This is a genomic window from Bacillus cereus group sp. MYBK216-1 (genome assembly GCF_051916495.1).
Classification (GTDB): domain Bacteria; phylum Bacillota; class Bacilli; order Bacillales; family Bacillaceae_G; genus Bacillus_A; species Bacillus_A thuringiensis_K.
In genome coordinates this window covers 402,216-429,044 of sequence record NZ_JBQAGT010000003.1, presented here as the reverse complement: position 1 = coordinate 429,044, position 26,829 = coordinate 402,216, and the positions used below count along the sequence as shown (strand labels likewise).

Sequence of the window (26,829 nt, the reverse complement as noted above, 5' to 3'; positions counted from 1 at the left end):
TTACCGAATGCCTTTCTTATTGTAATACGTATACCCACTCAATTGTATCTCCTGGTTTTACCGTAGCTACACCAGCACTATGGTTTGGAAAAGCACCGTTCACACGATATTTCCATCCACTAGTATCCGCAATATCTTTTTCATATAAATCATTAATACCTTTTACATAAATACTATCTCTAGATCCGCTTGCATCAACATCTAATCCTGTACGTTGCAATACTTTATACACTGTATCGCCTTCTTGTACATCCATCTTTTTCGCACCCATTATATATCCGTTATTTCCTTTTACCGAGATTGTTACTTGTTTTGCTTGCGGTTTCGGTACTGGTACTGGATCTGGTTTTGATGGTTCAGGTTTTGGTACTGCCGGAGTCGGTATCGTTTTCTCCGCTTTATTCGGATCAACTTTTTGCTCCTGCTTCGGTGTTTCTTTCGGCTGATTCACAACCTTTGCTTCTTCTTTTACTTCTGGTGCTTTCGGTTGTTGTTTCTCTTCTTGTGCTGGTTGCTGCTCTGGTTGCTTATTTACAGCCGGCTGTTCTTTCGGTTGTTCCTGTTGTTTCTCTTCTTTCTTTACCTCTGGTTGTGCCTGCGGCTTTTCCTCTTTCGGCTTCTCTTCTACTTTTTGTTCTTGTTTCTCTTTCTGCTCTTCTTGCTGCTTTTGCTCTGATTCAGCTTGCTTTTCTTCTGTTTTTTCTTCCGGCTTCGCTTCATCTTTTTGTTCTTCTTGTTTCGCTACCTCTTCTTGCTTCGGTTCTACCTTCTTCTCAGGCTTTACAGCTGCCTCTTCACATCCGGCAAGTAGCCCGAGCGAAAGCAGTAAAGAAATGAACCATTTCACCTTACTCATCATATCTCTCACCTTTCATACGAAAATTAGGAGCAAATAATTGCTCCTAATTTTTTGTTAAGCTGCTTTACGTCTCCATAATACATATGCAGAAGCAATACATAATACACCCATACCTACTTCTGTTGCTGCACTATGAGAAGATGCTCCTGTTTTTGGTAGACTGTTACCGTTTCCGATTTTTTTATTCTTAACCGGTTCGTTATCTACAACTACTTTTAGATTTTCATCTTTTGTTTCTTGTTGTACTTGTTTTTGTTCTTTCGGTTCTTCAATAACTTCTTTTTCTACTACATTATTTTCTTGTTCAACGACCTTTTCTGGCTCTTCAATCGGTTTTGGCTTAATTACATTACCATCGTCTACATTAGACCAATCATAAATAGATTTTCCCATTTCCTTAAATTGAAGTAATGCTAAAAGAGCCTGTTCTGTAGCCATTCCGTTACCATTTTGATCACTTGGTAACCATTTAAATTCACCATTTGAAAGTTGATATGATAATAGGTTTTGCATTGCCTTATGAAGACGATTTTGATCTACATCTTTAACAAGCGATAATCCAATAATTGCTTGCGCAGTACTATTTGAATTTTCTTGTCCATCAGCTGAAAAACCGCCATTTTGCAGCTGTTCGTTATATAAATACGCAACAGCTTTTTGTATAGCTGGTTTCACATCTGATCGCTCTTGATAAGGAGCTAATGCTGATAAAACCATACCTGTTACATCAACACTACTAGCACTATCTTTACTACCTGAACTATTATAAGTCCATCCACCGTCTGTATGCTGATTATTTAACAGTGCTTCCACTAGAGCAACTCTGTTCCATTTTGATTCAACTGGAATCTCATACTTCTTCGTATCAAATGCAAGTAAAGCAAATGCATAACCTGTAACAGAATTCACTTTATCTGACTCATACAATTTTTGAACTAAATTATGTCCACCTACATTTTTAGGGTCTGCACTCATTGCATTCATCATAATAATTGTTCTAGCTAAATCTGTCGCTGAAAAACGATTAATGCGCTTTTCTACTTTTTCAGTTACTGACTTAACATAATTTAATTTCGCCTCAATTGGCACATTCTTTCCAGAACGAGAAAGCGCTACAGCTACCCAGTCACTTTCAATTCCATCTTGTAACATCTTATCTGATGTTTTAGAAATGGCTTCGTTTAATTGTGCACTTGGATCTTGAATGTTCTCTTGCTTTGGTTGTTCTGGTTTTTCATCATTTGTTTTTGTACCATCTGTTTTTTCTTGTTTTGAACCATCTGTCTTTGGTTCTTCTGGTTTTTCTTGTTTTGGATTATCCGTCTTTGGTTGTTCTGGTTTTTCTTGTTTTGGATCATCCGTCTTTGGTTCTTCTGTTTTACAAGTCCCGAACTTATCTAACGTTTCTTTCAATGTTTCCTGGCTCATATTGCTCCAGTCTGAAACAAAACGGAATACAACAACATCACCAGACTCTAATTTATAACTATCTGCCCCAACTTGTGCAGATGTATCATTTACATCGTATGTCCAACCACTTGTAGCCCCGGCCATTAAGCCATCGATGCCTTTTACATATGTTCCAAACGACATCGTTTCAGATTCTACCTTGTCCCCCATGACCTTTTGCAGCAAACTTAAAGCTGTTTCCCCATCTTTAATCTGCTCTTCTTTCGGACATAACATAATGCCTTTTTGTGATTCCCCAATAATTGCAAGTTTTGCTGTATTTTCTTCAGCAAACGTAATATGTACTGTATTCGCAAAAGAAACAAATACAAGTGTCACTGCCATTAACGACGTAAGCAGCCACTTTTTCAACATTGCCATCCCAAAATTTCCTCCCTTACTACCATTTACACAAAAAAAGGCCCTTCAAGGGCGTGCGATTGACACTCTCTTTTTGTAAGTGTCGAACAAAAATGTACAACACCTCCTACCCGCATTATTCGCGGCTATATTTGTATAGGAAAAATAATTTTGTTTATGAACGTATCATTGTGATAACATTCACTTTTCTCGGCACAACTTACTTCCATTTAAGTTATCGTAAAACGATAAACCTATACATTCTGTAAATTTTAAATTTCTGTATTATTTTACTATTGACAAAGAATTTTGTCCATGCTTTATCGGATTTATTTTCTAAGAATAATAACTTATTAACTCTTAACTATGTAAACTCTTTTCACTAATAATGACGCCATCTTCATCCGCATAAACATATTCATTTGGATTCCAATCCACTTGTCCAAAATGCAATGAAATATTTCGTTCTCCTTTTCCTTCTTTCACACTTCTATTTGGCATTGTCCCTAACGCTAAAATACCAATATTAATATTCTTTAGTTCACTAGAATCACGAACATACCCATTCACAATAATTCCTGCTAGCTTTCTTTCTTCAGCAATAGCTGCCAAATTATCACCAAGTAACGCACAATTAGTAGACGCTCCGCCATCAACAACTAATACTGTTCCTTCTGGTAATGTTTGCAATCCTTCCTTCACTAGTACATTATCATCTTTCACTTTTACAGTTGCAATTTTTCCGTGGAATTGTTCTTTCTTCCCAAAAGACCGAAAAGACTGGCGACATATTTGTAATTCCTTTTCAAATTCATCACATAGATCTGTAGTTTTCCACATCTTGTTCCCTCTTTTCCTTTTTCTTTCTACATAACATATTCTGGGCTTATTTTCGTTTCCCTGTCTAATATTGCAATAATTTGTATGTACGGGAAAGGATACAAAAACTATTGCCTTAAGAAGCTACCTTTATTATAATCTATTTCACGGATTAAATTCAGAATATTAAAAATTAACCAAGTGAAGAAGGAGGGATTTTATGCAAATACAAACTGAGACAAAAAAACAATCTAGTAAACAAAAGTTTAAAATGCCCGATGCGTACGTACTACTATTTTTTATTGCTTTACTTTGCGCCATTGCTACGTATTTCGTTCCTGCTGGAGAATTTAAAAGGGTTACAAACGGGACCGTTACAACAACAATACCAGGTAGCTACCATTCTGTTCCGCAATCACCTGTAGGATTTGTCTCTTTTTTTACCGCTATTGAAAAAGGAATGACACTTGCTGCTCCTATTATCTTTCTAATTTTATTTACGGGCGGGGCTATTGCAATTCTTGAAAAAACAGGTGCCCTTGACGGTTTAATCTATCATGTTATTAACAAATTTCGTAATCAGCAATTACTTTTCATTTGTATAGTTGCCGCACTTTTTTCTATTCTTGGAACGACTGGCATTATCGTTAATTCAGTTATCGGTTTTATCCCCATCGGCATCATCGTTGCACGCACATTAAAATGGGACGCTATCGTCGGTGTAGCAATTATATATTTAGGTACTTATGCTGGCTTTAATGCTACTATTTTATCTCCCTCACCTTTAGGCATTTCACAAAAGATTGCAGAACTTCCGATGTTTTCCGGAATTGGTTTACGCACCGCAATCTATATATCTTTTTTACTTGCCACTATCCTTTATATAAATTGGTATGTAAAGCGCTTGAAAAAATCGAATAAAGGAAGCATTCTTGGCGTTAACTGGTTTCCAAGTAACGCTCTTTCAAGCGAAAAAGAAACAGAGAAAAAAGAAGTTCCTTGGACGATACGTCATAAATTAATTTTACTCGTTTCAGCTTTATCATTAATTGCATTTTTAATAGGCGCTTTTCGTCTACATTGGACGGACGCAGAAATGACTGCTACTTTTATTTTCATAGCAATTACAGCGGGAATAATAGGTGGTATGAAAGCAAACGATATCGCTTCTACTTTTCTAGCAGGTTGCCAAAATCTCATATACGGTGCTTTAATCGTTGGAATGGCTCGTTGTATTTCAGTCATTTTAGAACAAGGAAAATTGCTTGATACAATTGTTAACCAACTCGCACAAGCTCTCGAAGGACAAAGCCCTGTATTTGGTGTTATCGGCATGTATGTGAGTAGTGCCGCATTACATTTCCTTATTTCATCCGGGACAGGAGAATCGGTTATTTTTATTCCGATATTAGCTCCATTAGCTGATTTCATGCACATTACACGCCAAGTTACAGTACAGGCTGTTATGCTTGGAGAAGGTGTAGTCAACTGCTTAAATCCAACTTCCGGTGTTTTAATGGGCGTTCTCGCAGCAAGCGGCATTTCTTACGGCAAATGGATTCGATTCATGGCTCCACTTGCATTCATTTGGTTTATCATTGGACTTGTTTTTCTTATTGTTGGGGTGAATATTGAGTGGGGACCGTACTAAAATACCCATATATACTTAACTTGATAAAATATCTATCCTATTCTCCTCTTCAATCCTATAAAAATCATTTATTCTAGTAAACATATAAGAAGGGATTGATCATAATGATCAATCCCTTTTATCAAAATATAATACCTTTAAAAATCTTAGTTCCAAATTTTATTTACCCATTCAGGATGATCAATAAAAGGATTGCGGTTATGTTGATATTTTGTAAAAATCACTTCATTACGCTTTCGCTCTAAATCATCGACCGGGTCTTGTTCATTCCATTTTAATAAAACAGATAGTTTCCCCATGTATGCATCTTTATTGTTATTCACTTTTTCATTTAGTTCTAAATCTATTTCGCCGTTGTCCCCCTCGTAACGAACAGCCATATAAAACAGCATTCTAGCAATATCTCCTTTTACACTATCACGAGGTTCCCAAGAATCACTATCATATTTACATTCTGTCGCTTCAGAATGATTTACACCACCGTTATCAAAATCCAGATTTCCACGTGAACTATTTACAGATACATCCGTCGCTCTTAAATGATGTAGATCTGTTCCAGGTCCTGCAGTCGTTCCAAAGTCACCGTGAGATTTTGCCCAAACATGCTCACGGTTCCAGTTATTTACTCCTGATCCATTCGTAAGCTTCCCTTGCGAACGACCAGTATATAAGAGTATCACATTATTTTTATTATTTGGATCTTCATCAGTATCTCTTAGTGCTTCCCAAACCGCACTGTATGATAACTTTGTATGATTATCAATAATATTATGCAGTTCCTTCTTTAATTCTAAGCCCGTTTTTCCTATTGCGTTATTATAATATGTATCGTCATAACTTTTTACAATAATCTCTTGTGCTGATGCAGGAGCTACTTCACCGTGTATAGTATCTGTGAATGATAGAGATGCAGAACCTAAAATAAAAAATGAAGATAGTGTAATCATAGCAATCTTTGTATTTCGAAACTTCATATACCCATTCCCCTTTAAAATATAATTTGAAGCTATTAACTAAAAAGCGCTTTCTAACCCCCGAAACCTTTTAGAAACCCATACCCCTTTTCTGTTTATTTAATACAAGACTCTATCCAGTCTGTATCACTTCTAAACTTTTTGTTTATTCACATTCCAAACAATTTCACTTTTTACAAGGAATATCCTTCTCTTATAAAGATTATTAAAATATTCTTTACAATTTAAAAGTAGTTTAATATTAACTTATAAATTGTAATTTATTTATGCAATAATACATATTTGATAATTTGTTCAAAAGCATTTAAAGAAAACTGTGCTCAAATATATAAAATTTAATATAGAAATTAAAAATCCGATGCTAATATGAATTCTTTTCTCTACAAATAAAAAAAGAATGTGTCTCACACATCCCTTTTTTCATTCCCATTTGTAAAAGGATTCTATATCCCTTCAAGTCTCACTATTTATTTCGTTATCTCACCAAACTGCGCTCTCGTCACTTTCACCAAGTCATCAACTTTAAGCTCAATTTGTATACCGATTTTCCCGCCGCTTACTATCATCGTTTCAAGTGATTGGGCGCTTTCATCGATACATGTAGAAAATAGCTTTTTCATTCCGACTGGCGAACAACCACCGCGAATATACCCTGACACTTTCGTAATATCTTTAACAGGAATCATTTCAATCTTTTTTTCACTTACTGATTTTGCCGCAGCTTTTAAATTTAGTTCCTCATCTACCGGGATGATAAACACATGATAATTTTTACTATTCCCTTGAGCGATTAACGTTTTATATACTTCTTTCACTTCTCTTCCAATTTTCTCGGCTACTGATACGCCATCAATTTTCCCATCATCTGGATCATATGACATCATCGAATATTCAATTTTCTCTTTATCTAATATTCGCATCGCATTTGTTTTATCTTTTTTCATAACGTTCTCCTTAAAAGGTTATTTCATATTATTAAGTTTTATTATACACCCTTTTCCATTTCTCCTACATAACTTCACGTATATTTCAAAACTAAAAATATTGATAATTCAAAAATCATCTGATATAATTTGGAAAAACTTACGTTAAGGAGAGATTTGCAATGCGAAATCTTAATACTTCTTTCCAACTTCATCATCAAACGTAACGCCGTGTATCCGAAGAAAAATTTTTCTTCGTGGGTACAGGGCTTTTCCTGTTGACCCACGAAGCGTTCATAAAGCTATGTGGGTATTTTTATACTCACATAGCTTTTTTTAATTTAAAAAGGAGTGATTATGATGGAAATGAGAAATGTAAAAGGAACGAAAGACTATTTACCAGAGGAGCAAGTGCTGCGAAATAAAATTAAAAGGGCTTGTGAAGATACGTTTGAACGATACGGATGCAAGCCGTTAGAGACACCAACGTTAAATATGTATGAGCTTATGTCTTACAAGTACGGTGGTGGCGATGAAATATTAAAAGAAATATATACACTTCAAGATCAAGGAAAACGTGACCTTGCCTTACGATACGATTTGACAATTCCATTCGCAAAAGTCGTGGCGATGAATCCGAATATTCGCCTCCCTTTTAAACGGTATGAAATTGGGAAAGTATTTCGAGATGGCCCTATTAAACAAGGAAGATTTCGTGAATTTATACAATGCGACGTTGATATAGTCGGTGTAGAATCAGTCATGGCTGAAGCGGAACTCATGAGCATGGCGTTTGAGCTGTTCCGAACATTAAACTTAGAAGTAACGATCCAATATAATAACCGAAAATTGTTAAACGGTATTCTCGAGTTCATTAACATCCCTACTGAGTTAACGAGTGACGTCATTTTATCATTAGATAAAATCGAAAAGATTGGGATTGATGGTGTACGAAAAGATGTATTAGAACGCGGAATTTCTGAAGAAATGGCTGATACGATATGTAATACCGTATTATCTTGTCTAAAACTTTCAATTGCCGACTTTAAAGAAGCTTTCAATAACCAACTCGTTGCCGATGGAGTAAACGAATTACAACAATTACAGCAATATTTAATCGCTCTCAGAATAAATGAAAATACGATATTCAATCCGTTTTTAGCAAGAGGACTCACAATGTATACTGGCACCGTATATGAAATCTTTTTAAAAGATGGATCGATTACATCCAGCATCGGTAGCGGCGGCCGTTACGACAACATTATCGGAGCATTCCGTGGTGATAATATGAACTATCCAACAGTCGGTATTTCATTCGGTTTAGACGTTATTTATACAGCACTATCGCAGAAAGAAACAACCCCATCTACAGCGGATCTATTTATCATCCCACTCGGGACAGAGTTACTATGCTTACAAATTGCCCAGCAATTACGCACCACTACTTCGTTAAAAATCGAACTAGAACTAGCAGGACGCAAATTAAAACGTGCCCTTAATTATGCCAATAAAGAGAATATCCCTTATGTGCTTATTATTGGTGAAGAAGAACTTAGTACAGAAACCGTTATGCTAAGAAATATGAAAGAAGGTAGTGAAGTGAAGGTCTCCCTTTCTTCTTTAAGTAGTTATTTATAATACAAACCACCCTCGTTTGGGTGGCTTTCCTATTTTATAGATAATCAATAATTAGTTTACATAAAATAATTACAAGCTACTTAAAACTAAAAATATATAATATCCAATTACCTATTATTTTTGGTGATATACAGATATTAATTATTTTAGGAGGATTTATTTTGAAAGTCTACATACAAGCACTAAAGTGGACCACAGGGATCTCTCATCTTTTATTACTTCCTTGTTATTATTTATTTCAGGAACTTGTTAACTTAGATGGGATACTTTTACTACTATTGATTGCTTTACATATCACTACTTTTTTATTAGCTAAAAAAGAAGACATGAATACGTGCCCTCATTATATCGGTATTATCGTTACTCTAGTTGCCTTTTTCCCTTATATAGACCTCGTTCTACATATGATAGCAGCCATTTTACTTTTATTAGATGCTGCTTCTACGAATGCAAAAGAAGTTTATGATTCATAGATGGATAAAATGAAACTTTAATCCATAGAGTTTTGAAATAGGTCAGCAAAAAGGATTTACTTTTTAAGTAAACCTTTTTTCATTTTTAATTACTTTCCTTACTCCAGGCTAATAAAAGAATATTCTGTTTAATCTTTATAAATTTCTAAATATTTATAATACATTCAAATTAACATACATTTTAGTTATGAAAAAAATCTAAGTTTTAAGGAGATGAATCCATGCTTAAAAAGTTGATAGCAGGTGCATTATTAACTGTTTCATCGTTAACTGGAGGAGTGGGATTAGTATCAGCTAGTACCGAAAAGGATTATTCGATTACCTCTTTTGAATATGTAACTGTAGATGAAAAGACTGTAGATTCGTTTAACAAATTGAGTGCGCCATTAAAGGAAGACATAAAAATAACGTTAGTACTACCGAAACAAAATCAAAATGGAGACTGGTTATCTTATGGATTTTCGAGCAAAGAAAGTTTAAAGTCTTTTATTGAAAAAGATAAACAAAGATTGAATAATACAATTACTCCCCTTGGGGTTGGCGGGAGCGGACCTAATAGTACAGACTTCTATGAACATGCAAATAAAGGTGGCGAGTATTTTTCTCATAGCAGCGGTTTTAAAAATTTGCCTCCTAGTTGGCAAAATAGAATTTCTTCCATAAGTACAGCATCCCCTACTGCTAGCTATTCAACAACGCTATGGGAACATACTTCAACTGAAGGATATGGAAAAGGTGTTGTTTTTAAACACGCTGATTGGTATGGCAAAACTGTAAACTTGAATGACTTCGCAATTTCAGCAGTTGATGTTAAAAAGTAAAAAACATGAAAATAAAAGGTGTCTTCACATATGGAAAACACCTTTTATTTCTACAACTATTTCACATATCTCGTCTATACCAATTTCAACTCTTAATTATTATTTTTCGTATTCCTACTCTCCAAGACTTTCTCCATATTATGGGTTGCCCATTCCATCATTAATAGAATTACTGGACGAAGAGATTCCCCAAGCTCAGTTAATGAATATTCTACTTTTGGCGGCACTTCACGGTATACTTCGCGATGTATGATGCCATCTGCTTCAAGTTCTCTAAGCTGAAGTGTTAACATTCTTTGTGTGATATTAGGTTTTAATCTTTTTAATTCATTAAACCTCTTTTTCCCATCTAATAAATGATACAAAATAACACCTTTCCATTTTCCACCAATAACCTCAACCATCGCTTCAACTGGACAAGAATATTTGTTTAAAAATGGGTAATTTATATTATTTTCGTTTGGACAATCCATAATAAATCCCTTCCCTTATCAATAGTATCTTTTTTGATACTATACAACATAAATGTGCGTACTTGTATCTATGTTACTTTAAAAATATAATTTACTTACAAAAATAAATTTATGAAAAGAGGAACTTTTATGACAAATACAAACGAAATTACAAAAGAAAAGATTATGGAGGCTTTTCATTTCAGACATGCATGTAAAGAGTTCGATCCTATGCACAAAATTTCAGAAGAGGATTTTAAATTCATTTTAGAAACAGGCAGATTATCTCCTTCTTCTTTTGGATATGAACCTTGGAAATTTATTGTCGTACAAAATAAAGAATTAAGAGAAAAACTACAACCATATTCATGGGGCGCTGGTGGGCAACTTGCAACAGCAAGCCACTTCGTCATTGTTCTTTCAAGAAACATTAAAGATATGCACTATGATGCAGAGTATATTAAATATATGATGAACGATATTATTGGATTGCCTGAAGACACTCAAAAAATTAGATATGAATTCTTCAAAAAGTTCCAGGAATCAGATTTTAACTTATTACAATCCGATCGTGCTGTATTTGATTGGGCATCTAAACAAACTTATATTGCTTTAGGTAATATGATGACGAGCGCAGCTCAAATCGGTATTGATTCTTGTCCAATAGAAGGATTTGATAAAGAGGAAGTAGATACTTTACTTCGTCAAGAAGGCATTATACAAGGCGATAATCTTGAAGTATCAGTTATGGTTGCCTTTGGTTACCGTAAAGAAGAGCCAAAGCGTGATAAAACAAGACAGACTATGGATACAATTGTTGAATGGATTAAGTAATATAGCACAGACAAATAATGCTCCTAATAGCTGGATACTTATACTAAAGAACTATCAGTCGTTTTTCTTATGTATGAATTTGGTTTTTCATGGAAAGATATATTAGTATGTATACAGTTTGAGCGCTCTATTTTTAGAGTCGAACAGGAGGAGAATGAATATGTCTGATATTGAAGTTGGCGAAGTGTTTACTCTTAGTGATGAGAATAACGAAGAGCAAGAAGTAGAAGTACTTGGAGTGATGGATGTCGAAGGCGCAGAGTATATTGCAGTTGCCTTTGTTGAAGATATCCAAACAGAAACTGAGGAAGACATTGATATTTTCTTTTTAAAAGTAGAAGAAGATAATGAGTTTTCATACATTGAAAATGATGAAGAGTTTGATAAAGTATCTGCTGCGTTTGAAAAGATTTTGGATGAGCAAGAGCAAGAATAGTATGAATGAAAAACACGAGAGCGGATGCATATCCGCCCTCTTTTTATTTATTACTCATCCAGAGACTCACGCAGTAATTGCAGTACATCTTTCATCGCAAAAGGTCCACCTTTTTTAACATGCTCCGCAAATTCTGAAACGAGACGTAATGTTCTCACACTTTCGATTGGATGCTCTCCTGATGCACTTTCAGCTGAAAGCATAACTGCATTCGTCCCGTCCAGTACAGCTTGAAACACATCAGTCACCTCTGCCCTTGTTGGAATAGAATGATCTACCATAGATTGAAGCATTTGTGTTGCTGTAATGACATATGTATTCGTTCGATTACATTCCTGAATCATCATTTTCTGTAAAAGCGGAATGCATTGATACGGTAACTCTACTCCTAAATCGCCCCTTGCAATCATAATTCCATCTGCTTCTTTACATATATCTTGAAAATTCTCGATTGCTTCCATCGTTTCTATTTTTGCAATTACATTAGGTGACGTTTCTTTATACTGTTGTATAAAATCTCGTATTTCTTTTATATGACTAGGTTTTCTTACGAAAGAACACGCGATAAAATCAACATTCTCTTCTAAAAGAAACTGAATATCTTTTTTATCTTTCTCTGTAATAGCTGGTAAACTAACAGCCGCACCTGGTAAATTAACTCCTTTATGGGATGAGATATTGCCACCTGTTTTGACCTTTGTTTCTATTTTGTCCGTACTTATCTTTTCAACAATTAATTCAACTTCTCCATCATTAATCAAAATTCTACTGTCTACTTTCACATCATTCGCAATTCCTTCATAATCAACGCTTGCTTCTATATTACTCCCTGTAACTAGTTGTGTATGTAAAATAAAAGGATCTCCTGCCTGAAGTGTAATTTGCTCTCCCTTCACTTCACCTAATCTTATTTTAGGACCTTGTACATCACCCAAAAATTTAATAGAGTCATCTAATGATTTCACTAAACGAATGATGTCTTTATGACTTTCATGCGTGCCATGCGATAAATTTAGTCGAACAATTTTCATACCATTCTTTATTAACTGTGCTAACGTTTCTTTATTATTACTTGCGGGTCCAATTGTACAAATTCGATCAATTGTCATTTTTGTCACCATCCTTTTTTTAATACGTTTCCCATATGAACTTAAAAATAACAGAGATTATGACATGAATAGATTTAAATTTACACGAAATTCATAAGGTTAAACCTGTATTCCTTGCTGGCTAAGCATTAGAAGATATATTCGCTTTTTTCCAAATGAAGATATGTTGAATTGAAAATAAAAGAAAAGTTAAGTATGGGATAAAACATTGAGAGTTTCGAAATTTTCATATATTGTATGAATTGAGTTCGAACTCAAAAATTTTAAAAGGTGGGAAAATTAGTGAATATGAAAAAATCTTTATCGGTGACAACTTTAGGGTTAGCGGTTTTAGGTTTTGGTTTTACTAATAACGCAAGTGCTTCAGAGGTCAATACTGTAGACAAGCAGCCCATTTTAGTTGACTTTGATACAATTCAATCAACAAAAACATCTATTGTTCCTAGTTTGACTGTTGCAGCTGCACCTAAGAATGACTCTAACATTAGCGTATATACTCCCTTTTTTGGTAACCCATATGCAGTTGCGAAATCGAAATCAACTACGACCGAAGACTATGTTTATGCAAAAGCAAGAACTTTCAATGGCGATGGCTCATTAGTAAATACGAAAAGTAATAGTGCAAAAAAATCATCCTTTGTAAGTGCTACAGCGACCAACACAAGCATTTATTATGGAGATGATTACGCTATCGGTAATCATACCTATAAATTAAGTGGTTATAATGATGTGAATCACGAAACAAAAGCTTTCTGGTAAGAAAGAGAAAAAAGATATGCATCTTGCATATCTTTTTTCTCTAATATTTTACATATATTGAGGTGCTATTTATGAAACAAATATATATTATTAGCGGTGTTTTACTTATTTCATTACTTACAATTTATATTTTGTTCAATACTTCAATCATACAACCTCATCCACCTTCCATAGAAAATAAACGAGAGCAACAAACCAATACTATTTCTTACGGATTGAAGGATAATCAAGGTCAACATATTAACAATGGTAGTACCATTACTAGTGAGGATAATAGAGTTAATGTAACATTATCATTCGTACATACTATTAATGAAAACCGAAAATATGGATTAATTGTTCTAGAAGATTACGTACAAAAACCTTTTAAAATAGAAGATACTACTAATGAAATATCACACTATTTTTTTGATATGAAACCAAACAGTTCAATTACTACGAAAATCTCTTTACACACCTCTCCTAATGCAAATGAATTAACCTTTTTAATAATTAAAAAACCTGAATACAAATTAAAAGATAATAACTTAAATAAAGCAGCTATTTTAGAAGATATTCTAAGTATGCGATATTCAATGCATCCTCTTCAGAAAGAAAACGAAAAAATAAAATTCTCCCTTATAGATCCAGATGCTATTTTAAAAGATGGTCTTTACGAACCATTATTTGTTACGAACCGTGAAGAGAACTTACAAACTGTCTTCTTTGAAAAGGAAGGCAAGCAATTAATTTTATCAAGCGGTAATGAAACAAATGATGAAATGACTTACGCAATCGTGGCTTTTAAAGATTGGAAACAAGTTGAAATATTTAACAATAGAAAAGTCGTTTATACTAAGGTTGCACCTGAAACAAGACAAATCTTTAATTTCACATTGCCTTCAGTGGATCAGGAAAGTAATTTTCAACTCGTTGCTTTTCCATTTCCTTTTAAAGTTAGCGAAGAAGATTATATCAGTCAACAAGCATTCAGTTCCTTTCGCATCGTAATTGAAAATGAAAATAAATAAGTTATACTGTGCACATTACAACAACCTAAAAAAGGCCTACTCACACGAGTAGGCTTTTGAAACTATGAAAGTTTCGTCAATAACTGATTTAAATCTTTTTTCGTTTTCGTCGTTAATGATTTCATTTTATTAATATCGATTTTTTCTTTCTCCGCTCCTACAATTAACGGATACATGCTTTGACCGATTGTTTTAGAATCCGTCGGATGTGATGCTTCTAGCTCTTTTTCAATCACGTCCCACTTTTCATTAATTTGTTTGCCAAGCTTATTCACTGTTTCCAATTTTGGATTAGCAGCTAACTGCTTATCCAAGCTATCAATTAATGCCACAACTTCTTTAACGTTCGTTTTCACAGCAACACTTTTCTTCGGATCTTTCGTTGTCTTTTCGTTATTGTTTGTGTTTGTGTTTGAGCTTGTACTTGTGCTTTGATCTGCTGTTTTCCCGCTAGTCGTTTGGTCATTCGTTTTTCCTGTCGTTTCTTTTTCTTTTGTTTTCACATTCTCATTTTGAGTTGATGTTTTACCGTTACTTTCTGTTCCTGATGATTCTTTCGTATTTTTTGCATCTTTATCTGTTTTTTCATTTGAAGAAGTATTTGTTTCTTTTTCAGTATCTTTCGTTGTTTTGGACGCTTCATCTGCACTTGTCGTTTTTGCTTCTCCTTCATTTTGCGCTGTTACTTGCTCTTTCTTTTCTGCCTCTTTATCTGCTGATGGACTACAAGCTGCCATAGTAAGCATTGTACCAATTGTTATCGATGCGATAGCGACCTTTTTCATTTTCATATAAATCCCCCTATGTTTACTTTATTTATCCTCCCCTTTACGATTCGATTCCCCCTTAAAAAATCCCTTTTCATACGAATTACCATCTTTCCGACAGTAATCTTCATAATAATACGTACAAAAACTGATAAATCAATTCGAATATTCGAGTTTCTTCTACTTCATTTTTCTTCTCTCTAACAAAAGAAAAAGAGTATATTGTCACATTAAGAATTACTATCTTCATATGACGATATACTCTTCTATCAAATTTTTATCTTTCTTGACATTTTATTTATACAAAAAAATAAAATTTTCTTTCGTTTTTTGTTTCTCAACATTTGTTAACATAATATTTTTATGAATAACCACCATTCGAGTGAATGACTTGCCCAGTAACCCATTTCGCTTCTTCACTTACTAAAAAAGAAATTAAGCGCGCAGCATCCATTGTTTCTCCAACTCTACCTTGCGGGAACTTCCATACTAAATGATGCTTCAGCTCCTCTGTAATCCATCCTGTATTCGTCGGTCCTGGATCTACAGCATTCACTGTAATCCCCTTCTCCATCGCAACTGGTGCTACTGACTTTGTAAATGCTTCAATTGCCCCTTTCGTTGCTGCATATGCTAGTTCATCTGGCATTGGACCTACTGACTGTCCTGAAGTAAGATTAATAATACTCCCGCCCGTTTTAAGTGAATAATGTTTTATAAACAATGAGCTTAATAACATAGTAGCCCGAACATTAACTGTATAATGTTTATCCAACTGCTCTACATCTAATTCCTCAATTCTCGTATGAATAGAATATACTGCATTATTAACTAGAATAGATGGATCACCTAACCGTTCTGATACCATATAAAACAAACGATTTGGCGAATAAGACTGCGATAAATTGATTTCTGCCATTTCACATCGAACATCGTAACTTTCAATTTCCTCTTTCAGCAAAAAGGGTTCTTGATCACTCATTCCCCATGGCATCGCTTTATCATACTTTGGCCAGTACGTGAAAAAAATGTCTATCCCCTTTTGAGCAAGCACCTTGCATACAGCTGCACCAATTCCATTCAGACGAGTTGCCCCTGTTACAATTGCTATTTTCTTCACCTTTTTCTCCTCCATCTATACACAGATCCCCTGCATGAATACAGAGGATCTATCTTCTTATTGAATATTTGACAGTATACGTTCAGCACCTAATTTTAACATTTTAATAAAAATATAATTTACAATCGTAAACATTACAAATAAAACGATAAACATAACCCACAGTCCGACATGAAGGAAGAAGTATAATACACTTACTCCCCCCACAATAATTAAAGCTATTAAAATATTAACTAAAAAATTCCACAAAGTTGTATATCGACTTTTAAATAATTTCTGCTCTGTATCCCAATGAATATCTGCAGTTTGTGCGTCCCAGCGTGTTCCGATTAAATTAATTAACAATAAACCGTTCGCACTTAATAAGAACCAAAGAACCATAAATACTGGAGAAATTCCCGCTACAACTGCCATCGTAATACCGAATACTGCTAAAATAATTACATTAATTAACCAAGCAGTGATTGCTTTCGCAAAAAAGATATCCGAAGCCTTTACTGGTAAATAACGATTCACAAACCAAGAGCTTCCATCTCGCGAAAATGACGTTGTTGCAATGACGTTACTACCCATTAAAAATAACGATGCACAAAGGCCAACACCAATTGCAAATCCCGTTGTCTCTGGATTGTTAATATACTCTGTAATAAACTTTAAATTTCCATCTTGCACAAATAAAATAAAGAACAACATAATTGGCATAACGAAAGTTTGTACAATGCAATTTAAGAAAAATTGTGGTGTACGGAATAACGTTTTAAATTCTTTTTTCACATACGCTTTTAAATGCGAACTTTGTACTGTTGATTTCTGTAAACCTTCCGCGGAAATAACTTGTTTCTTTGCTGTACTCGTTGAAAGTCCAATAACCCCTTTTAAATATGTACGCTCTGCAATGTAATAAAACAACACAAAGAAGACAAATGAAATAACTGCAAAGATTATTACATATAAAGGTCCCTTCCAATTTGCATTTTCTACTAATGCCACTGCTCCAAAATATGTAGTTGGAAAATAATTTGTCATTTGTACTAAAAGAGAAGATTGATTATTTACAAGATATTCCGCAGCCCCGTCTCCAGAAAACGCACTTTTATTTCTCCACTGCATAAATACGTTAATTCCTACAATAAATAATATACTTACGATTCCAATAAATATATTTCCTCGATCTTTATTTTTCGCTATATTTGTATACCTCATAATAATTGTCATCAGTAACGAAGCTAATACTAACGGCACGATTGGGAAGAGTAAGTAAATAAAAATCATATATATGTAATATGTAATAAATGCGCCACTTTTTAAACCGTATGTAATGAAGATTGGTAATAAAATAAATGAACTCATTACGTATTGTGTAATTAATACCGTTAAAAATTTTGCCGAAATAATTTGCGCTGGTTTTAATGGTAACGGAAGTAACATTTCAATGTCATTGCTGTAGTAAAATACAGTTAAAATGTTCGTTATACTCATTAAAAATACCCATATACTCGCAATCGCAAGTCCCATTGCGATAATCATTCCTGGATCTTGCCCTAAATGTATCATTCCCTCATACATTGCATGCGTGATAGAACCAAACAGTAAAAAGCCGACAAATAAAATAGCTGCAAATGAAAATACATACGCCCATCGCTTCTTCTTATCTGTTATAAAATCTGCATAATTTAATTTCAATAATACTTTCGTTAACGTCCAAATTTTACTCATTGCCCGTCATCTCCAAGAACATTTTTTCAAGTGATTCATTGGATTTAAAATGATCTCTCATTTCATCTAAATTCCCTTTGAACTGCAAATTCCCCTTATTAATAATCGCGACGCGGTCACATAATTTTTCTGCCACTTCTAATACGTGTGTAGAGAAGAATACAATCTTTCCTTTATCCGCATGTTCTCTCATCATTTCTTTTAAAATATATGCAGATTTCGGATCCAGCCCCGTTAACGGTTCATCTAAAATCCATACATCTGGCTCATGCACGAGCACACCAATAATAACAATCTTTTGTCTCATACCGTGCGAGTAACTTTGAATTTGATCTGATAAAGCATTATAAAGATCAAATTTCTTCGCTAAGGACTCAATTCGTTCTTGGCGTACTTCTTTCGGCACTTCATACATATCTGCCATAAAGTTTAAATATTCAATTCCCTTTAATCGTAAAAACATATCTGGACTATCTGGGACATAACCAAACGTCCTTTTCGCTTCCATCGGATTTTTCATAATATCTATACCATTAATCGTAATCGTTCCTTTGTCCACCCCATGGATACCAGTAATCATCTTAATTGTCGTTGATTTACCGGCACCATTCGGTCCTAAAAATCCAAAGATTTCGCCGCTAGGCACAGATAAACTTAAATCTTTTACTGCATAGGTAGAACCATTATAACTTTTTGACACATTCGTAATTTCAATCATTCCATCCAATCCTTTCCTTAATTACCAAATAACTATATTGATATTATAGCATACTTATATTTTTAGATTTTTGTATTTTTCAGTTTTTAACCTTTAAAATAAATATACAGACCTAACCCAACGATTAAAACGACAGCTAGTATAATATAAATCATCGTAAGTCTTCTAATATTCCCCTTTGTAGATTTACTATAATTTGCATCACCCTTTCGCCCAATTAACACCGTCGCGACTACAGTAATCACTACAAGTAATACAACGATCATAATCCAATTTAGCATACCTTCCTCCCCCTCCTTACAACCATTTTACAATATTATCCTCTTTATTTCGCAGTATATTTCCTCTTTTTACTATTATTATGAAGCAAACTGGAAAACTATTATTACCATTCCTATCCATACGTGATATATTTATAACATAATAAGGAGGAACTATCATGAAAACAACTTGGATAAAATATTTAGGATTTCTTGGTTTCTTCGGTTTTCTTGGCTTTTTTTATGAAAAAGGATTGTTTACTATGTTCTGTTTCTTCTCCTTTTTCACCTCATATAGAACAGTTCAACACGATGAACTGTTTGAACAAATTGTCAATAAATCGTGCCGCAATGCATTTATCGTTACGTTACTAACTACTGCAATCATTATATTTATTGAAATGTTATTTCTAAACCCGACGCTACAAGAAATTGATATCGCTCTTATTTTCGCCACACTCATTCTTACATTCGGTTTTTCTATGTTCTTTTATGATAAACCTGTTGATGAAATGGAAGATGCACCATGGCGTTCGTAACGAAAATAAAAGAATACCGGGCCAAATTGAACATGACACAAGAAGATTTAGCGAAGAGCGTTGGTGTGCGACGTGAAACAATTAGCCATCTCGAAAAAGGAAAATATAATCCTTCCTTGCAGCTTGCTCACGATATTGCGAGGGCACTTCATAGTACGATTGATGAGGTTTTTATTTTTGAGGATTGATTAAAGGCATCCAGTCACAAGAATCACATAAAAAATACCGTCATTCTTTCCAAGACGAATGACGGTATTTCTCATTGATTATCCATATAAAACCGCATGAAATATGTCTAATAGTAAGTATTGATCCTGCATGTAATCTTCATCATATACATTCATCTCAATGTAATACATATCTTCCTCAAGACGAATATTCCAATCTGCGATTACATAGCCTTTTCGTAATAACTTTCCCATTCCAAATGAAGTTTTATGAACAACATATTCTTCTTTCTTATATGTAAAGGTAAATAAGAAATTTGCATCCAATAACTTTCCGTCACATACAAGTATTTCATGCTCTGCATCATGATTATCTTTATATGTTACTAAAATTCTTCTTTGACGCTGCCTACTTACATCCTTTGCAATGACGCGAATATTGTCCTTAATATCTTTTATTTCATAAATAATATTACTACCAATTTTCGGAATAAAATCCAGCACTCTCATCAACGTATTTTTATAATAGCCCCGTACTACGCCTACTTGCTCGCTTCCATTATAAACCTCTATCGGCGTCGTATCTGCTTTGCTGTCACACGGTCGTTTGTAAGAGAGCTGCATCATTCGCTCTCCTCTTAAGTACTGATCAAATGTCACAGGATATTCTATCATGCGCAGTTCTTTATTTAGCTCATACAAATAGCGTTGAACACTCTCTATTAATGTTGTAGTAGCTATACGCTCTTGCAGTTCAAATTCTTGCCAGCTGGAAGAAACATTCCATTGATTATGATCCTCTTCATAGAAGAAACCAAGAATTACCTCTTCACGGTTAGCCGTTTCATATTTCATAGGCACGTTCTGCCCATGTTGAACTTGTTCCATCCACTGACCTAAATAAATGCCCAGCTCTGCAACCTTTATACATGATTTTTGAAAAAATACGCTGTCACTCGCGCAAATCGTTACATCTCCTTCGATAAAACCCTTTGAATAAGCATCATACCGTGACTCATCCTTCTGCGGGAGATTCTTGTCTAACTCAAATAAAAACGTTAACATCCTTTATTCACCTCTAGTTGTTACACTAATCATACATGACATCGCATCACTCTGAGAAACTATTTATATACGTATATTTAATTCACGCATTATAACACGTGAATGACCTTGTATAGTAGCGTTATTTTTTGTTCTATATCTTAGTATATGAACTTATATCATCGATTTTTCGACAAATATCAGCACAATTAAAATGAAGCTACCTTTTCTTCCGCCATTTCTACAATTTCTAAAATTTGTAGCAGACTCTCCACTTCATAAGTCGGATTAACACTCGTCTTATTCTCTTTCAAACTCGGATTATACCAACACGTATCAATGCCGTAATCTTCTCCGCCTTTCATATCAGAAGTTAACGAATCTCCAACTATTAGTACACTTGATTTATCAGTAATCCCAAACTTTTCAAACGCATAATCAAAAATCTCACGTGCTGGTTTTTGATGACCAACCTCTTCTGAAATAATAATATGATCAAAGAAATTACATAAAGGCGAATTTCCAATTCTAGATTGTTGCACCTTCGTATATCCATTCGTAATAATACCTAACTTGCAATCTTGTAGATTTTCACATAATTGCACTGCACCTTCTATAAGGTGTACCTCTTTTCCTAAGTTTTTAAGATATACATCACTAAATTGCTGCGCATCTACGTCTATATTATGAAGTGCAAATAATTGTCTAAATCGCTCTACGGCTAATTCACTTAGCGTAATCATTTTATTTTCTAAATCTCTCCATAATCCATTACTAATCTCTTTATAACTTGCAAGATAATCAGTATACCCTGTAGGCATACCGAACTGTACAAACGCATTATGTAATGCGTATTTTTCCGTTTCAGGGAAATCTAATAATGTATCGTCTACGTCGAATAATATAACTTTATATTTCATTATGCTCTCCTCAACTAGTACGTTATTTACAACTTGTATTTTCTCATTAATCAACTCTTAAGTCGAATTTTTTCTTTTACGAACAGCTACTATCCAAAGATCTTACAGCTGTTTAAAACACATGAGTCATGTTATTCAAAAATAATTAATTGTGAAAATACTATAAATTTGAGATAATTTGGATAATAGATTCAAATTATAAACTGGCAATCCAGGAACTGTATTACTCTAGTTCTTATAGGAAGGGAGCGGAAAAATATAGTAAATTCATGGGAAAGACCTAAAATAAAAATCCCAAAAACAAAAAGTGAATGGGGTGGAGATATTATTGGATATTCATTGTTCTTTGGATCCATCATTTTTTTGATTATCATTTGGGGAAGATTACCTGAGGAAGTACCCGCACATTATAACGCATATGGGGCTGTAGATCGTTGGGGATCAAAGTGGGAGCTTTTACTTCTACCAGGAATAGGAGCATTCATACTCCTTCTCATGCAGACTTTAGAAAAGTTTCCAGAAGTTCATAACTACCCAAAAAGATTTAATGAATCAAATGCGAAGCAGTTTTATTTAAACAGCAGAAAAATGCTTAATCAATTAAAAAATGTCTGTTTACTTATTTTTGCTTTCATCCAATTTGAAACAATTTCAATAGCGCTAGATTGGAGCGGCGGTTTTGGAAAATTATTTTTACCGATATTATTAATTGGGACAGCTATTCCAATTATTATAGGCATAATAAGGCAACGAAAAATTTCATAATGCGGACAACGATATTCGGTTATCCATCATTTTATGGAATAACATGATATCAACAATAAGAAAAGGAGGCTAATCCAATCAGCCTCCCGAATTCTTATTTATCCTCTAACAATAACACTTTCATTTCCTCTAACGACTCTTTCGTAAAGCCAAGTGCTTTTTCAGCATACGCTTCAACTGAACCATATTGCTTTTTCACTTCATCAATCGCAGCTTGTAAATACTCAGCACGAGCTTCGAACATCGCACCTAATATCGCTCTACTCTCATCGTTTTGTAGTTTTGCACCTAAAAAGGCCATCATTTTCTCGTTTAACTTTTCACGGAAACCGTTACTTAGTAAATAATCTTCCATTACTGTTTTCTCTGGTACACCTAGTAAAAGTAATAATAATGCTGATCCAAATCCAGTACGGTCTTTTCCAGCTGTACAGTGGTTTACTAACGGTAAGTTTTCCGGGTTTTGCGCTAAGTTTAAGAAGCTTACGAACGCCTCGTTACCACTTACGAAATCTTGATTCATTTTTACAAGGTATTCGCCTGGTTTCCCTAACATAGAAAGGTCACCAACTTGGAAAAACTCATTTATATTCAAGTCTTTCGCTAAATCTTGCATAACTGGTAAGCACACTTGACGAGCTCCTGTAATCTCAGGGTTTGGCTTATGCTTCACTTCGAAGTCTGTACGGTAATCACAAATTAACTTTAAGCCAGACTTTTGTAAATACTCAATATCCCACTCTGTTAATCCTGCTAACTCTTCAGAACGGTACAACTTGCCCCATTTTACTTTACGGCCTTCAAGCGTTTCATACCCTCCCATATCACGGAAGTTAAACGCGCCTTGTAATGGCAGTCTACGCTCAGCTACTGTCACTGCTTGTCCATTACTACCTATTAGTCTAAAATATGGACGCTCATTTTCACTTAAATTTCCAATTGTATATGATGATTCTCCATTTACCGTTGCAAGTAACTCCCCATTTTCTTCAATATGATCTGGTGAAGTACTCCAATAAATGCGAACTTCTTCTATATTATCTTCCCACTTTATATGTAACGTATTCGTTTCATTTCTTTCTACAGTTGCTTGTAGCCAATGTCTTTGCTGCTCCATTCTTTCACCAACGCTTTCTTCGTATAGTCTAATCCTTCTCTATTTTATTATAGGAATATCTACTTTGTCGTTCTCATTTTTCTTTTTATCTTACAAAGAGGCAAAAAGTTCTTTTACTTGTTCAAAATTTGTACATGGATTCCCTCGAAATACGTATGCGATTTGTTCATTACCGAGATTTTCATATACAACTGTTCCGTGATCAGGGTGAGAATAAAACTCTAACCCGTTTATAATTTGTTGTGGACCATAATTCATTGCCCATGAAGAAACAGGATAATACGCTTTGTTTTTATGCCTACAAACCCAAAGTGCATATAGTTTATTATCTTCGTCCCAGTATACATACTGCGTTTCATCATTTCCAAAACCGACCGATTCAAGTTTCCAACTCAGCTTTTTATGAATTGATAACTTTACATAGCGTATGTTATCTGGATCATTCCACTCACGACATCTTCCTATCTCACCCATTTCACCTCTCTTAGCTTGAAAGCTTAATAAGTAAAATGGTGTATGTAATATCGTTTTCGCAAACTCTGTATGTACCGGTTGTAATCCGAGTAGAAACCTTTCCATTTCGCCTAGGTTTACATATCCATGATCAACAGAAATTTCAACTTGTGTTTTCCATGTAGATGTAACGTAACTTTCTTTTCCTTTATAATTTACACCTTTTTAATACACAAGCTTTTTATATTGAAAACAATCCCCTTTTGCTTGAGAAATACAGGTATCTGGAAATACTGGCTCCATTATATCGAGAAAAAACTCCTTTACTCGAAACATTCCAGTTGGAGTATCAATCTGAAACCAAACAGTTTCCCACTTTTCACCTTCAAAACGTTCTGAAACTTTTTCAATCCTCCACCCTTCTAACAACACATTTGGATACAGTAAAACGAATGAATGCATGGATTGTTTTAACATATATACCCCTCCCACTAAATGAGTTCGAGAGAGTACATCATTCACCCTCCTAAAACTCCCTCACATACCGCTCAGTACAACTCAGCAACTGACATCCATTCTTTTCAAAAACATCCTTCATCCACTCATTTTTCATATTTGTCTCACCAATATAATAAGATGCACCTATTTCCTTTAAGACAAACAACGCACCTGCAAATAATGCAGCTTCATATCCCTTATTACGCATATTTGGAGTAACTGCGAAGTACATAAGTTTCCCTTCTTCTAACGTACCTCTTTCAATATGCGGGATTACAATTCCTATCGGCTTTTCATCGACATTCGCTGTTAAGCAATGTTCTTTCCATTGCTCACCAATTTCTTGTAGCATCATATGCACAAATTGATCATGAACGACTGGTTCTCCCGTCGCTTCATTCCACAGTGAATAAAAAGCCTCTTCCCCTACTTCTTCAATTAACTTAAAATCAACTTCACTTTCTATATCTTCTACTTCGTATATATCTTTAAATACAATCATGCTTTCCGTAACATATTCAAATGAATACGTTTCAAAACATTTTTTATACACATCATAATTTGGGCTTTTTGAAGAAATTTCAAAATGTAATTTTTCTAATCCATCTTTTTCAGCTTCGGCAACGCAATACTGCATCATTCCCTCTAATTGCTCTTCTGTAAAAACCTCTGCATTATTTTCTTTTATCATAATAGAAGAAGCACTTCTTCTTATTTTAAAATGTTTTTCTAACTGTTCTATCGTCGTCATATTCTTCCCTCATCTATATCATACTCGAATTTCTAATCGTTCTCCTTGCATGAGCAGGATTGTCCTTGAATATATAGAATACTAGAAAAGATCGCATCTTTAAAGTGCGGAGGAGGTTCTCCAGTGGATATTACAGCATTGCAACAACAATTAGAGCTTATACAACAAAATGACTATACGCAACTACAGCATATAGATGTAAATGAGTTAACTTTGAACATGCTTCAGTATATCGGAACGACTGATAGCTACGTTCGTTACCAACTTATATATAAATGTTTTGCGCATTTCATTCATCATGAATTCCTTATGGACGATCAGCTGAAATTACTTCTGCAAACTTGTTTAAGTGATGAGTATTTATATTGTGACATTTACTCCCCACATACAGATGGGGTTTTCACACGTTCTTACACTGTTTCGTTAATTGCGTTAATACTCCAATTCGCTAATTCGCACTACTTTTGTACAGAGGAGGATATCGAAGAAATAAAAAATAAACTCATTACATACACAAACTTAGAAACGGATTTTCGGGGCTATATCGAAAATAAAGGATGGGCTCATTGTCTTGCTCATGTATCTGATGCCTTTACTGAAATTGTTCATAATACGTATACAACTTTTGAATGGTACGAAGAATTAATTCATTGTTTATTAAATAAAATCTTTATTCCATCTGACCTTTTTCATAATAACGAAGATGAGCGCATTGTTACGCCATTACTAGCAATGCTGTATCATGATTTTCCTCAAAACGAGTTAATTTCTATTATTCATAAAAAAATAAAAAGGCTTCCTCAAATTAGAAAACGCCTTTCGCTTAATGAGTATTGTATTTTATGTGCCAATATTAAAACCTTTTTACGCACATTATTTTTCAGAACAAAAGATGACCATAACTTAGCCTTTACAGCACGTAAAACAGAAAGAATGTTAAAAGAACTTCCTAACTATTATTAAATACAAGGAGCAATGACATGGGTTATATTGAAGATATGAGAAATCTAGTAGGAAATCATCCACTTATTTTAATAGGATCACACGCCATTATATTAAATGAAAAAGATGAAGTATTGCTGCAACTCCGTACAGATTTTAAACGCTGGGGCATTATTGGTGGTGCCCTAGAATATAACGAAACGTTAGAAGATGCTTTAAAACGAGAAGTGTTTGAAGAAACTGGACTTATTATTAAAAATCCAGAACTATTCCGTACATACTCAGGGCCAGACTTCTTTCAAATCTATCCAAACGGCGATCAAGTACACGGTGTACTCGTTGTTTATATTTGCCGAGAATTTCATGGTGAACTTGTATGCGATCAAAGTGAATCAAAAGAACTACGCTTCTTTTCACTTGATAAATTACCTAATAATCTTCCTCCTGTTATTGAGAGGATTATTACAGATTATCTAAAAAAATAA

29 protein-coding genes and 1 pseudogene are annotated in these 26,829 nt (G+C 34.3%); 13 read left to right on the top strand and 17 right to left on the bottom strand.

Going from position 1 to position 26,829, the window contains the following annotated elements; genetic code table 11:
* Positions 1-16 precede the first annotated feature (16 nt).
* The 3 genes from ACTFRH_RS12420 to rraA all read right to left on the bottom strand — a co-directional run bounded on the left by ACTFRH_RS12420 (position 17) and on the right by rraA (position 3,508).
* A complete protein-coding gene (locus ACTFRH_RS12420) occupies positions 17-856 on the bottom strand; it encodes a DUF4430 domain-containing protein (protein WP_000048887.1) in 840 nt (279 codons plus the stop codon).
* A gap of 57 nt (positions 857-913) precedes the next feature.
* A complete protein-coding gene (locus ACTFRH_RS12415) occupies positions 914-2,689 on the bottom strand; it encodes a DUF4430 domain-containing protein (protein WP_001241066.1) in 1,776 nt (591 codons plus the stop codon).
* Positions 2,690-3,028: 339 nt separating this feature from the next.
* Positions 3,029-3,508 carry a ribonuclease E activity regulator RraA gene (gene rraA / locus ACTFRH_RS12410; RefSeq protein ID WP_000266038.1) on the bottom strand — a complete coding sequence of 160 codons (480 nt, stop codon included), beginning with the start codon at positions 3,506-3,508 and terminating at the stop codon, positions 3,029-3,031.
* 199 nt (positions 3,509-3,707) lie between these two features.
* Between rraA and ACTFRH_RS12405 the strand changes: the two genes are divergently transcribed.
* A complete protein-coding gene (locus tag ACTFRH_RS12405) occupies positions 3,708-5,138 on the top strand; it encodes a YfcC family protein (RefSeq protein WP_001166985.1) in 1,431 nt (476 codons plus the stop codon).
* Positions 5,139-5,284: 146 nt separating this feature from the next.
* Here ACTFRH_RS12405 and ACTFRH_RS12400 read toward each other — a convergent pair whose 3' ends face one another.
* Together ACTFRH_RS12400 and ybaK are read right to left on the bottom strand one after the other, a co-directional pair.
* Complete coding sequence (locus ACTFRH_RS12400) at positions 5,285-6,112, bottom strand: endonuclease I family protein (protein ID WP_000672179.1); 828 nt, start codon at positions 6,110-6,112, stop codon at positions 5,285-5,287.
* 467 nt (positions 6,113-6,579) lie between these two features.
* Entirely contained in the window at positions 6,580-7,056 is a 477-nt protein-coding gene (gene ybaK / locus ACTFRH_RS12395) for a Cys-tRNA(Pro) deacylase (RefSeq protein WP_000710851.1), read from the bottom strand.
* A gap of 339 nt (positions 7,057-7,395) precedes the next feature.
* On the opposite strand from ybaK, the gene ACTFRH_RS12390 reads away from it, so the two are divergent.
* The 3 genes from ACTFRH_RS12390 (at position 7,396) to ACTFRH_RS12380 (ending at position 9,967) form a co-directional block, all read left to right on the top strand.
* Positions 7,396-8,673, top strand: coding sequence for a histidine--tRNA ligase (locus ACTFRH_RS12390; RefSeq protein WP_000425983.1), 1,278 nt, complete (start codon positions 7,396-7,398; stop codon positions 8,671-8,673).
* Positions 8,674-8,834: 161 nt separating this feature from the next.
* Positions 8,835-9,146 carry a hypothetical protein gene (locus ACTFRH_RS12385; protein ID WP_000870308.1) on the top strand — a complete coding sequence of 104 codons (312 nt, stop codon included), beginning with the start codon at positions 8,835-8,837 and terminating at the stop codon, positions 9,144-9,146.
* A 221-nt stretch (positions 9,147-9,367) separates the two neighbouring features.
* The gene (locus ACTFRH_RS12380) at positions 9,368-9,967 is read left to right on the top strand and encodes a hypothetical protein (RefSeq protein ID WP_000914247.1); all 600 of its coding nucleotides are present in this window, start codon (positions 9,368-9,370) and stop codon (positions 9,965-9,967) included.
* Between the two features lie 92 nt (positions 9,968-10,059).
* Here the strand turns inward: ACTFRH_RS12380 and ACTFRH_RS12375 are convergent, their stop codons facing one another.
* Complete coding sequence (locus ACTFRH_RS12375; RefSeq protein ID WP_000340573.1) at positions 10,060-10,440, bottom strand: winged helix-turn-helix transcriptional regulator; 381 nt, start codon at positions 10,438-10,440, stop codon at positions 10,060-10,062.
* 129 nt (positions 10,441-10,569) lie between these two features.
* On the opposite strand from ACTFRH_RS12375, the gene ACTFRH_RS12370 reads away from it, so the two are divergent.
* Together ACTFRH_RS12370 and ACTFRH_RS12365 are read left to right on the top strand one after the other, a co-directional pair.
* A complete protein-coding gene (locus ACTFRH_RS12370) occupies positions 10,570-11,253 on the top strand; it encodes an NAD(P)H-dependent oxidoreductase (protein ID WP_000185710.1) in 684 nt (227 codons plus the stop codon).
* 154 nt (positions 11,254-11,407) lie between these two features.
* The gene (locus ACTFRH_RS12365; protein ID WP_003301955.1) at positions 11,408-11,689 is read left to right on the top strand and encodes a DUF1292 domain-containing protein; all 282 of its coding nucleotides are present in this window, start codon (positions 11,408-11,410) and stop codon (positions 11,687-11,689) included.
* Between the two features lie 50 nt (positions 11,690-11,739).
* Here ACTFRH_RS12365 and ACTFRH_RS12360 read toward each other — a convergent pair whose 3' ends face one another.
* A complete protein-coding gene (locus ACTFRH_RS12360) occupies positions 11,740-12,798 on the bottom strand; it encodes a pyruvate kinase (protein ID WP_000151073.1) in 1,059 nt (352 codons plus the stop codon).
* A gap of 282 nt (positions 12,799-13,080) precedes the next feature.
* Here ACTFRH_RS12360 and ACTFRH_RS12355 point away from each other — a divergent pair, with 282 nt between their 5' ends.
* Positions 13,081-13,557 (top strand): hypothetical protein, encoded by a 477-nt coding sequence (locus tag ACTFRH_RS12355; RefSeq protein ID WP_001056363.1) that lies wholly within the window; start codon positions 13,081-13,083, stop codon positions 13,555-13,557.
* Between the two features lie 71 nt (positions 13,558-13,628).
* On the top strand, positions 13,629-14,567 hold the full coding sequence (locus ACTFRH_RS12350; RefSeq protein WP_000810172.1) for a hypothetical protein: 939 nt from the start codon (positions 13,629-13,631) through the stop codon (positions 14,565-14,567).
* Between the two features lie 62 nt (positions 14,568-14,629).
* On the opposite strand, the gene ACTFRH_RS12345 is transcribed toward ACTFRH_RS12350, so the two are convergent.
* From ACTFRH_RS12345 to ACTFRH_RS12325, 5 genes are all read right to left on the bottom strand, one after another.
* On the bottom strand, positions 14,630-15,358 hold the full coding sequence (locus ACTFRH_RS12345; protein WP_000782526.1) for a hypothetical protein: 729 nt from the start codon (positions 15,356-15,358) through the stop codon (positions 14,630-14,632).
* 337 nt (positions 15,359-15,695) lie between these two features.
* Entirely contained in the window at positions 15,696-16,454 is a 759-nt protein-coding gene (locus tag ACTFRH_RS12340) for an SDR family oxidoreductase (RefSeq protein ID WP_002164101.1), read from the bottom strand.
* Positions 16,455-16,511: 57 nt separating this feature from the next.
* Positions 16,512-18,170 carry a putative ABC transporter permease subunit gene (locus tag ACTFRH_RS12335; protein ID WP_000036868.1) on the bottom strand — a complete coding sequence of 553 codons (1,659 nt, stop codon included), beginning with the start codon at positions 18,168-18,170 and terminating at the stop codon, positions 16,512-16,514.
* A complete protein-coding gene (locus ACTFRH_RS12330; protein ID WP_000570195.1) occupies positions 18,163-18,888 on the bottom strand; it encodes an ABC transporter ATP-binding protein in 726 nt (241 codons plus the stop codon). Before ACTFRH_RS12330 ends, ACTFRH_RS12335 begins: the two co-directional genes overlap by 8 nt.
* Positions 18,889-18,974: 86 nt before the next feature.
* The gene (locus ACTFRH_RS12325; protein ID WP_000935864.1) at positions 18,975-19,169 is read right to left on the bottom strand and encodes a hypothetical protein; all 195 of its coding nucleotides are present in this window, start codon (positions 19,167-19,169) and stop codon (positions 18,975-18,977) included.
* A 158-nt stretch (positions 19,170-19,327) separates the two neighbouring features.
* Between ACTFRH_RS12325 and ACTFRH_RS12320 the strand changes: the two genes are divergently transcribed.
* Positions 19,328-19,687: a DUF3796 domain-containing protein gene (locus tag ACTFRH_RS12320; RefSeq protein ID WP_000859206.1), complete on the top strand. Its 360-nt coding sequence runs from the start codon at positions 19,328-19,330 to the stop codon at positions 19,685-19,687.
* Positions 19,675-19,875: a helix-turn-helix transcriptional regulator gene (locus ACTFRH_RS12315; RefSeq protein ID WP_000896304.1), complete on the top strand. Its 201-nt coding sequence runs from the start codon at positions 19,675-19,677 to the stop codon at positions 19,873-19,875. The genes ACTFRH_RS12320 and ACTFRH_RS12315 overlap by 13 nt, the downstream gene beginning before the upstream one ends.
* Before the next feature lie 78 nt (positions 19,876-19,953).
* Here the strand turns inward: ACTFRH_RS12315 and ACTFRH_RS12310 are convergent, their stop codons facing one another.
* A complete protein-coding gene (locus ACTFRH_RS12310) occupies positions 19,954-20,919 on the bottom strand; it encodes a tubby C-terminal domain-like protein (protein WP_000955114.1) in 966 nt (321 codons plus the stop codon).
* A gap of 188 nt (positions 20,920-21,107) precedes the next feature.
* Positions 21,108-21,818 (bottom strand): YjjG family noncanonical pyrimidine nucleotidase, encoded by a 711-nt coding sequence (locus ACTFRH_RS12305; protein ID WP_000875902.1) that lies wholly within the window; start codon positions 21,816-21,818, stop codon positions 21,108-21,110.
* Positions 21,819-22,157: 339 nt separating this feature from the next.
* Between ACTFRH_RS12305 and ACTFRH_RS12300 the strand changes: the two genes are divergently transcribed.
* Positions 22,158-22,583 carry a DUF1648 domain-containing protein gene (locus ACTFRH_RS12300; RefSeq protein ID WP_000464975.1) on the top strand — a complete coding sequence of 142 codons (426 nt, stop codon included), beginning with the start codon at positions 22,158-22,160 and terminating at the stop codon, positions 22,581-22,583.
* 94 nt (positions 22,584-22,677) lie between these two features.
* Here the strand turns inward: ACTFRH_RS12300 and ACTFRH_RS12295 are convergent, their stop codons facing one another.
* The 3 genes and pseudogenes from ACTFRH_RS12295 to ACTFRH_RS12285 form a co-directional block, all read right to left on the bottom strand.
* Entirely contained in the window at positions 22,678-23,700 is a 1,023-nt protein-coding gene (locus ACTFRH_RS12295) for a tyrosine-protein phosphatase (protein ID WP_000437790.1), read from the bottom strand.
* A 90-nt stretch (positions 23,701-23,790) separates the two neighbouring features.
* A pseudogene (locus ACTFRH_RS12290) lies at positions 23,791-24,630 on the bottom strand (hypothetical protein).
* A 49-nt stretch (positions 24,631-24,679) separates the two neighbouring features.
* On the bottom strand, positions 24,680-25,402 hold the full coding sequence (locus ACTFRH_RS12285; protein WP_000207421.1) for a GNAT family N-acetyltransferase: 723 nt from the start codon (positions 25,400-25,402) through the stop codon (positions 24,680-24,682).
* Between the two features lie 123 nt (positions 25,403-25,525).
* On the opposite strand from ACTFRH_RS12285, the gene ACTFRH_RS12280 reads away from it, so the two are divergent.
* Both ACTFRH_RS12280 and ACTFRH_RS12275 read left to right on the top strand, forming a co-directional pair.
* Positions 25,526-26,365 (top strand): DUF2785 domain-containing protein, encoded by an 840-nt coding sequence (locus ACTFRH_RS12280; protein ID WP_000355454.1) that lies wholly within the window; start codon positions 25,526-25,528, stop codon positions 26,363-26,365.
* Between the two features lie 17 nt (positions 26,366-26,382).
* Positions 26,383-26,829 carry an NUDIX hydrolase gene (locus tag ACTFRH_RS12275; protein ID WP_000540455.1) on the top strand — a complete coding sequence of 149 codons (447 nt, stop codon included), beginning with the start codon at positions 26,383-26,385 and terminating at the stop codon, positions 26,827-26,829.